Origin of the sequence: Pseudoflavonifractor sp. 524-17 (assembly GCF_009935845.1) — a bacterium.
In the GTDB taxonomy this organism is placed as follows: Bacteria; Bacillota; Clostridia; order Oscillospirales; family Oscillospiraceae; genus Pseudoflavonifractor_A.
Genome location: NZ_QWEK01000086.1, coordinates 1 through 7137, shown reverse-complemented (window position 1 = coordinate 7137; position 7137 = coordinate 1). Strand labels below are relative to the sequence as shown.

Here is a 7137-nt window from a genome sequence, read left to right as displayed (position 1 = left end):
TGCTGCTTCAAAACAGGCGTGGCCTCTTTTGACAAGGAGCCAACCTTCAAGAGCAATCTGTTGGTCTATGAGGGCCGCTACTATCTGATCGGTGAGGAACATAAGGAGTTTACCGCCGATAAGATGGCGGACAGTGACTACTACCTTCTAACTCTTACTGCTATTGGGAGGGAATTGAACATCCGCAAGCAGACCTCAGCCCGCGTCCATTTAGCGGTGGGCCTGCCGCTTACCAGGGTCAGCGAACAAAAGGATGATTTCAAGAAGTATCTGCTGCAAAAGGATAGCGTAGACTTTACATTCCGGGGCGTGGATTATCATGTTGATTTTGTCGGTGCGGACATTTTCCCCCAGGGCTTTGCCGCCGTTGCGAACCAGCTCCGGGACTTCCGTGGAGTAAATATGCTGGCCGACATCGGCAATGGCACGATGAACGTCATGTATATCAATGACCGCCGCCCCCAGGAGAAAAAGTGCTTCACCGAGAAATACGGGACCCACCAATGTATGCTGGCGGTTCGCGAGAATCTACTGAAACTCTATGGCTCCACTGCTGACGAGGCGATCATCGACCAGGTACTCCGGCACGGAACTGCGAGTATCAGTGAACGCTACCTTTCCGCGATCCAGTCAACCGCCAGGGATTATGTAGGCGGTATCTTCCGCCGCCTGCGGGAACATGAGTATGACCCGGAACTGATGAAGTTGTATGTGGTTGGCGGCGGTGGCTGTCTGATTAAAAATTTCAGAGAGTTTGACGCTGGCCAGGTTGTCATCAACGAGGACATCTGCGCCACCGCCAAGGGGTATGAATATCTGGCCTATCTCCGCGCCAGGAAGGGTGGCATGGTATGAGCAGGCGGATTGTCAGCACCAATATTCGCTTCAACCTGGAGAAAGAGGCGGATCGGACAGCCTGGGAATATCTTCAGCATAGGGATAAGAAGCAGTACCGCTCTTACAGCAGGGCAGTGATTACCGCCGTCAACGACTACTTTGAGCGCCGGGGGCGGTTAGCCTCTGACCCGTATCTGGAAACCCGTGAGAAGGAGGACGCTTTCCTCCTGCGGGTGCTGGAAACTATCCGGGCCGGGTTCGATCATGCCGCTCCTGTCGGCCCAGCAAACACTCTGCTCAACCTGTTGCAGAATATCTCGCCGCAACCGGCTTCCGCTGAGAACGTGGTCCAGGAGGATCAGCAGGAATCGGACGATGCGGCACTGGATTTTGTGGACATTTTTTGATACTACAGTAAGCCATTTTGATACCACAATGAGGTGAATTAGCACCAAAACCATAAGCACCAGATACTAAATTTCTTGTATTTGCGCAGGGAATTTGTATCTGGTGCTATTTTTACTCTTTTATGATACCAACTTACAGAATCTTGGTAGCATAATCAGGTGTTTTCAGTGCTAACAGGCCAATTAAGTCTAGAAAGGAACTACTATGACGGATAATGAAAAGAAACTGATCCAGGCCCGACACCGTTTGGAAGAAGTTCAAGCCCGTGACCGGGTGAAGCAGCGCAAAGCCCGAACAAGGCGGCTAATCCAGGAGGGGGCTGTTTTGGAGAAGACTCTGCCGCAGACGGTAAGCATGAGTTTGAACGAGTTGGAAACATATCTTTACGAACTTACAAACTGAGTACGAAAAGCAGGAGCGTCCCGGTTCGCCGGGGCGCTCCGTTTTTCCCGGCCCGAAGGGGCGCACTTACTCACCACCCACTGCGTGGGCGGTGGTATGGCCTTCGGCCACCGTGCGCTCTGCGAGGCGGATGCGGCCCCTGCGGGGGCCTGCCGGGAATGACTGCGGTCATTCCCGGTGCGTATGAAACAGATCGGTACGCGGCCCTGTTCCATACGCCAGCGAAAACTTGCCACTGGCAGCTTTTCGCTGTTTACGGGGGACGAAGGACGGGAGACGAAAGACGGAGGTAATAGCAACTGGCAATTTATTATTTGGAGGCAAAAGTTATCAGTCGGGGAACAGGCCGTTCCGCCGTCGCGGCAGCAGCCTATATGAGCTGCTCCCGGATTTACAATGATTATGACGGAGTACAGCATGACTATACTCGGAAGCAGGGGCTTGTCTGGCAGCAGGTTTTTCTACCGGATACGGCACACCAGCAGAGTGGGTAGAGCATGAAGTCCTTTGGAACGCCGTAGAGGACGCAGAGAAAACAAAGGACAGCCGTCTCGCTCGTGAGTTTGTAGTGGCGTTACCGGTTGAACTGAGCAAGGACGAGTGGATCGCGCTGCTGACCGATTTTATCCAGACTACCTTTGTGGCAGATGGAATGTGTGCTGATGTGTGCATCCATGACACAGATGGTCATAATCCCCACGCACATATCATGCTGACTGTGCGACCTCTGGCCAAAGATGGCAGATGGCAAAGTAAGACCGAAAAAGAATATCTGTGTGTCCGAGATGGTGAGGAACGAGGGTTTACTGCTGCTGAATTCAAGGCGGCTCAGGCGGAAGGGTGGGAAAAGCAGTATAAGGTTGGCAAGAAAAAGGTCTATATGGCACCCTCAGCGGCTGAGACGCAAGGGTTAGAGCGGATATCCAAGTATCCAAAAAGCACCAAGTACGGACGACAGAATCCCATTACTGCGCGTTGGAACAGCGAAGATCAGCTTATCTTTTGGAGGGCAACATGGGCGGACATAACCAATCAGTTTCTGGAACGCACTGGAAGTCAGGAACGTGTCGATCACCGTAGTCATGCCGAGCGCGGCCTGGATGAACAGCCCGCCATCCATGAGGGGGTAGCCGCCCGCGCGATGGAAAAGAAGGGTATCGTTTCTGAGCGTTGCGAACTGAATCGGCAAATTAAGGCGGATAATGCTCTGCTTAGAGAATTGAAATCGTTGGTCAAGAAATTGATGGACGCAGCAAAGAACACCATCCCGGCCATTGCAGATGCAATGGAAGCTGTATGTCAGAAAATGATTATCTTCCGGTATCAGCTTTTACATATTAGAGCCGGAAAAAAGCATTTTACTGATTCACTCCAAGTCATCCAGCCAGACATTAAACGGTATGAGGATATTGTTGGACAGCTTAAGGCCAAGATTCAGGAACGCCATACATTGTTGAAGGCAAAGAAGGCCATTCCGGCAATTCAGGTATTCCGGCATCGGGAATTGGCACGGAAAATTGCCAGTTTGAAAGAAGATATTGCGGAATTGAAAAGCGAGAAGGCTCTACTGCTCAATCAGTTTAACTGTGCAGACGATCGCGGCATGCTCGAAGTTAAACAACATATTGCTTCTATGGAATCTTCTCTGGAAAAGCTGAGTCAGCAGGAGGGCAAATATACCGCTGAACTTGACGCAGCGCTGAAGCAGTACACTGAGTTACAGCAGCAGGCGGCAGCTATGGATGCCAGAGAACTTGATGCGGCTCGTCGGGCTCTGCGAATAGATAAGGATCGCCAGACGGTTCAACAACTCCAGACTGTCTATAGGAACAAATTTGACTCTAGCCTGTTGGCACAAAGCCGGAAGGATACCGCAGAAGAATTAGAAGAAGCATGGGGGAAAGAGTCTATTTTTCAGCAAATATTTGAGACAAAAGGGCAAAGTGAACACCAAAAAAGTTCTCACAAAGAGATAGACAGATGATCTGTTTTGAAAGTTCAGATTAACGGCGAGATCCACTTCCCAAGCACATCTGGTCAATTTCAGCCTGAACCGCTGCCATTTGCGCTCTAATATCTTCCTGCGCTTCTTTGTTGTGATGCTGCATCGCCAGCAACAGACGCATATTGAGGGAGTACAGTTCATCTTTTAGGGTATTCAGTGTAACGCCCCGGCTGACAGCCGTGTTTTTGGAACGATAGTCGCTCATAGATATTCCCTCCTATAAGGTCAGCGCAATCTGTTGGCAGTCGCATCTATAAATCAGAGCTGGTATAATGTTTTGGGTGTGATTAGTCGGCGATTGCAAAAAGGGCTGCTGTGCATATAGAAACAAAAAGTGTTCCAACAACTCCAAAAGCGCATAATACCAACAATGAAATCCAAACTTCTGGAGGCATTTTCTTTCTGTTTTTTACAACAGCAACCGCAATAATTGCAAGAACTAATGCTCCCAAAACCAGCAGTATCAGTTTTGGCATTACATCATTCGGTATGAAGGACAGCAATTTCACCACTTTCCATCGTTTCTATTCAAATGTGGCGCACCCAGTACGCCGGCAATCTTCGCAGCTGGAGTATATTCCCTTTGGGGGCAGCGCAGCAGTTCTCGCCGCGCTGCCCCCGTTCTGACTGTCTCAGTCCAGCACAATGGCATGGGCCGCTTCGATCAGGTCAACCACAGCGGTGCGATCCACCAGGGACACGCTCTCGCCGTCCACCACAGCGAGGCAGCGGCTCCCATCATAGCGGTACAATTTGATTTCAACCTGGGGAAAGCTCTCATTATCCAAGTGAACGGTCAGACTGACTTCTTCCCTTTCAGTGGGCCGCTCATCGGTAAACTCGTCTGCGGTCAAGGCTTCCAGTGCCGATTGAAGATCGGCAATTTCCAGTTCCTCCTCCTGATAGGCCCAGATGTGATCCTCTCCATCCTTTTCAGAGGTGAGAGTGTAATTGTTCCCTTCCAGAGAAATGTCGATCTGCTGCACATCGGAGAAATCCGCCCATATCACTTCAGGATGCCGGAGGTCATTGTAAGACATTGCCGCCAGCGTTTTGTAGCTGCTGGAGGAAATCTTGTAGACAATTTGCGATTCCCCGACCCGGACATATGCCGAGATTTCGGCTTCCTGGTCCTCGTCCCCCGCTTCTTCGGCGGCTTTGACATCCTCCGGGTCCGGACTGACATAGAGGACAAAGGTATCCGCAATTTCTTCGCCATCTTCCCCTTCCGTGGTGTAATCCACGGTGATGGTCAATTCGGGGGCGTCCAGGCCATACGCCTGCAACTCCTCATCCGTTACGTTATATGACACATAGTTGACCGGATTCAGATTGGTGATGCTCCGCAGATAGCTGTCTACCTTGGACGTATCAAACGGCAGATTTTTGCCGCTCCGCTGGGTGAAGTAAACATCAGCGGCGCTGTAACTATCTACACTGTTTTCTTGATAGGCAATGCTGTATGCTTCCGTACCTGCGAATTGAATTTGGCTCACATGGTCAAAGGACGGTATCTCATCGTGGTCGATCATGTCGCTGAGAACCGCGTCGTATTCGTCCAGGGGGTCGTGCTTGACCAGATACACGTTTCCGTCCCCGATGGAGACATACCGCTGGGAATCCATCTTGCTGTAATCGCCCAGTTTGACCTCGTAGCTCTGCTCCCCGGTGGACAGATTGATAGTGCAGATGGGATCGTCCAACCCATACTGTCCAAAGTCCTCCACGTCCTCAATGATAAAGGCAGCGCCGAAGGACTGGAACTGCTCCAGCAGCTCATTGATTTTTTCCGCGCTCACAGGAAAGTTTTCATCCTCGTCATAGAGCCAGGTTTCATCCTTGTGGAATGCCAGCGTTTCCTCGTTGTACTCCCAGGAGAGGGATTGCACCGATTCGCTGGGCAGTTCCAGGATGCTCTCTCCGGTTTCTTTGATTTGCTCCTTCCGTTCCTCCATCTGCATCACCGCAAAGGTGGCGATGCAGGCCACAGCTAAAATCCCCAGAAGGATATAGAGCTTTTTAGACCGGTTCATTTTGCAGCCTCCTTCTTCTCAATACCACCCAAATGCCGATGCCCAGATACAGCAGCGGGAACACGCCGATCATGGCCACCTTCAGCAGAGAGGCGGCAGATTCGCTGATGGTCAGGTAGTTGTAGTTCAAAGACTTGCTGCGAATGGCCATCGCCTCCGTTTCACCAATCAGCGAGGACAGTGCGTTCATCCCCAGGTTGGCGTTGGCCCCGGAGGAGGTGGCGTTATACATATCCTCCAGAAAATAGGACGAGGTAAACCAAACAATTTTACCTTCCCCGGCGGTGTCAATGGAGACAGCCAGGGCGAAGGGGCCGTCAATATCGCCGTCCTCCTTTTCGTAATCCGTCATGCTGTACCCGGCCAGCTTACTGTAAGAGGTATAGGAGGTGGTCAAAAGCTCCGTCACTGTCCCGCCGCCGGTATTTTCGGTCACAGTCAGGCCCAGAGAGATGGGCATGATGGGATAATAATTTTCCTCAATTAAAGAATCGGTAATGGTGTCGCTGCTCATATCCGGCAGCAGAACCGCAGGTCCCTGGAAGGAGTAGTGCTCCCGGTCCCCTTCCACGACAATGCCCTCATTGGCCTCCACACCGTAGTCTGCCAGCAGATCATAGAGGTTTTCCAGGATACCGTCCTGCGCCGGCCCGGCCACCACAAACAGCTTGCCGCCGCCTGCCGCATAGCCCGCCAGCAGGTCCTTTTCCTCCTGGGAGATGTCGCTCTCCGGTGCGTAAATCATCACACAGTCCGCGTCCTCCGGGATGGCGTCCACCGTCAGAAGGGAAAGGGTATTGGTTTCTATGTTTTCCTTTTCGATCTGCTCCTGGAAGGAGGCCGGAAGGTCAGCCTCCCCGTGACCCTCCAGGATGTAGACCTGGGGCAGCTCCTCGCTGACCACGTAGTCGATGGCGGATGTGATTGCCCCCTCGCCGTCAAAGGATGTGTTGTAGGAGTAGGAGTAAATATCCGCTTCCTGCACATAGATGTCATCATATCCGATAAAGCGGCTGCGGTCCCCGCACTCCACGATCAGGCTGTTGTTCCGTACTGTTTCGTCCGTGTACTGCTCCGCAAAGGTGGGGTAAACATCCGGGTTCTTTTTTACCACCTGGATATGGTCGGAGAGACTGTCGTATTTCCCCAGCAGATTAGCAATCACCTCGTCCTCCTGGCCGGACTGCACCACCCAATAGATGGTCACATCCTGTTCCAGAGCGTTGACCACCACCTTGGTGTTGCTGGTGATGGAGTAGAGCTTGGATGCGCTGATGTCATACTTGGTCATTGTGGTGGGCAGGGCGGAGGCGAAGATGTTAACAACAATCAGAATTGCCAATACCACTACGGAGATGGTCAGGGAGTAGGAGCCTCCGCGAAAGGCGTTCCGGTTCAATCCACTGCTGGATGTTTGGAAGTTCAGCTTTTTCATCAGTTGTACCTCCGTTT

Annotated in this window: 7 protein-coding genes and 1 pseudogene; 4 read left to right on the top strand and 4 right to left on the bottom strand. The window is 51.7% G+C overall.

The genetic code is table 11. The features are described 5' to 3' along the window. The 4 genes and pseudogenes from D1159_RS18215 to mobQ form a co-directional block, all read left to right on the top strand. Window positions 1–855 (top strand): ParM/StbA family protein (locus D1159_RS18215; RefSeq protein ID WP_161847020.1); only part of this gene is annotated, 855 nt, incomplete at its 5' end. Further along, window positions 852–1244: a hypothetical protein gene (locus tag D1159_RS18210; protein WP_161847019.1), complete on the top strand. Its 393-nt coding sequence runs from the start codon at window positions 852–854 to the stop codon at window positions 1242–1244. The genes D1159_RS18215 and D1159_RS18210, both read left to right, overlap by 4 nt. Window positions 1245–1449: 205 nt before the next feature. Continuing rightward, complete coding sequence (locus D1159_RS18205; protein ID WP_161847018.1) at window positions 1450–1647, top strand: DUF3847 domain-containing protein; 198 nt, start codon at window positions 1450–1452, stop codon at window positions 1645–1647. Window positions 1648–1946: 299 nt separating this feature from the next. Then, window positions 1947–3631, top strand: a pseudogene (gene mobQ / locus D1159_RS18200) (MobQ family relaxase). Between the two features lie 19 nt (window positions 3632–3650). Here mobQ and D1159_RS18195 read toward each other — a convergent pair. The 4 genes from D1159_RS18195 to D1159_RS18180 form a co-directional block, all read right to left on the bottom strand. Then, window positions 3651–3857 (bottom strand): hypothetical protein, encoded by a 207-nt coding sequence (locus D1159_RS18195; protein WP_161847017.1) that lies wholly within the window; start codon window positions 3855–3857, stop codon window positions 3651–3653. 82 nt (window positions 3858–3939) lie between these two features. After that, window positions 3940–4161, bottom strand: a complete 222-nt coding sequence (locus tag D1159_RS18190) for a hypothetical protein (RefSeq protein WP_161847016.1) — start codon at window positions 4159–4161, stop codon at window positions 3940–3942. A 123-nt stretch (window positions 4162–4284) separates the two neighbouring features. Then, on the bottom strand, window positions 4285–5685 hold the full coding sequence (locus tag D1159_RS18185) for a DUF4340 domain-containing protein (protein ID WP_161847015.1): 1401 nt from the start codon (window positions 5683–5685) through the stop codon (window positions 4285–4287). Then, window positions 5672–7120, bottom strand: a complete 1449-nt coding sequence (locus D1159_RS18180; RefSeq protein WP_161847014.1) for a GldG family protein — start codon at window positions 7118–7120, stop codon at window positions 5672–5674. The genes D1159_RS18185 and D1159_RS18180 overlap by 14 nt, the downstream gene beginning before the upstream one ends. Window positions 7121–7137: the final 17 nt, after the last annotated feature.

Excerpts from the sequence above, each read along its gene's own strand:
- D1159_RS18180 (WP_161847014.1), bottom strand. The coding sequence starts at position 7,120 with ATGAAAAAGCTGAACTTCCAAACATCCAGCAGTGGATTGAACCGGAAC.
- D1159_RS18210 (WP_161847019.1), top strand. The coding sequence starts at position 852 with ATGAGCAGGCGGATTGTCAGCACCAATATTCGCTTCAACCTGGAGAAA.
- D1159_RS18205 (WP_161847018.1), top strand. The coding sequence starts at position 1,450 with ATGACGGATAATGAAAAGAAACTGATCCAGGCCCGACACCGTTTGGAA.
- D1159_RS18185 (WP_161847015.1), bottom strand. The coding sequence starts at position 5,685 with ATGAACCGGTCTAAAAAGCTCTATATCCTTCTGGGGATTTTAGCTGTG.
- D1159_RS18195 (WP_161847017.1), bottom strand. The coding sequence starts at position 3,857 with ATGAGCGACTATCGTTCCAAAAACACGGCTGTCAGCCGGGGCGTTACA.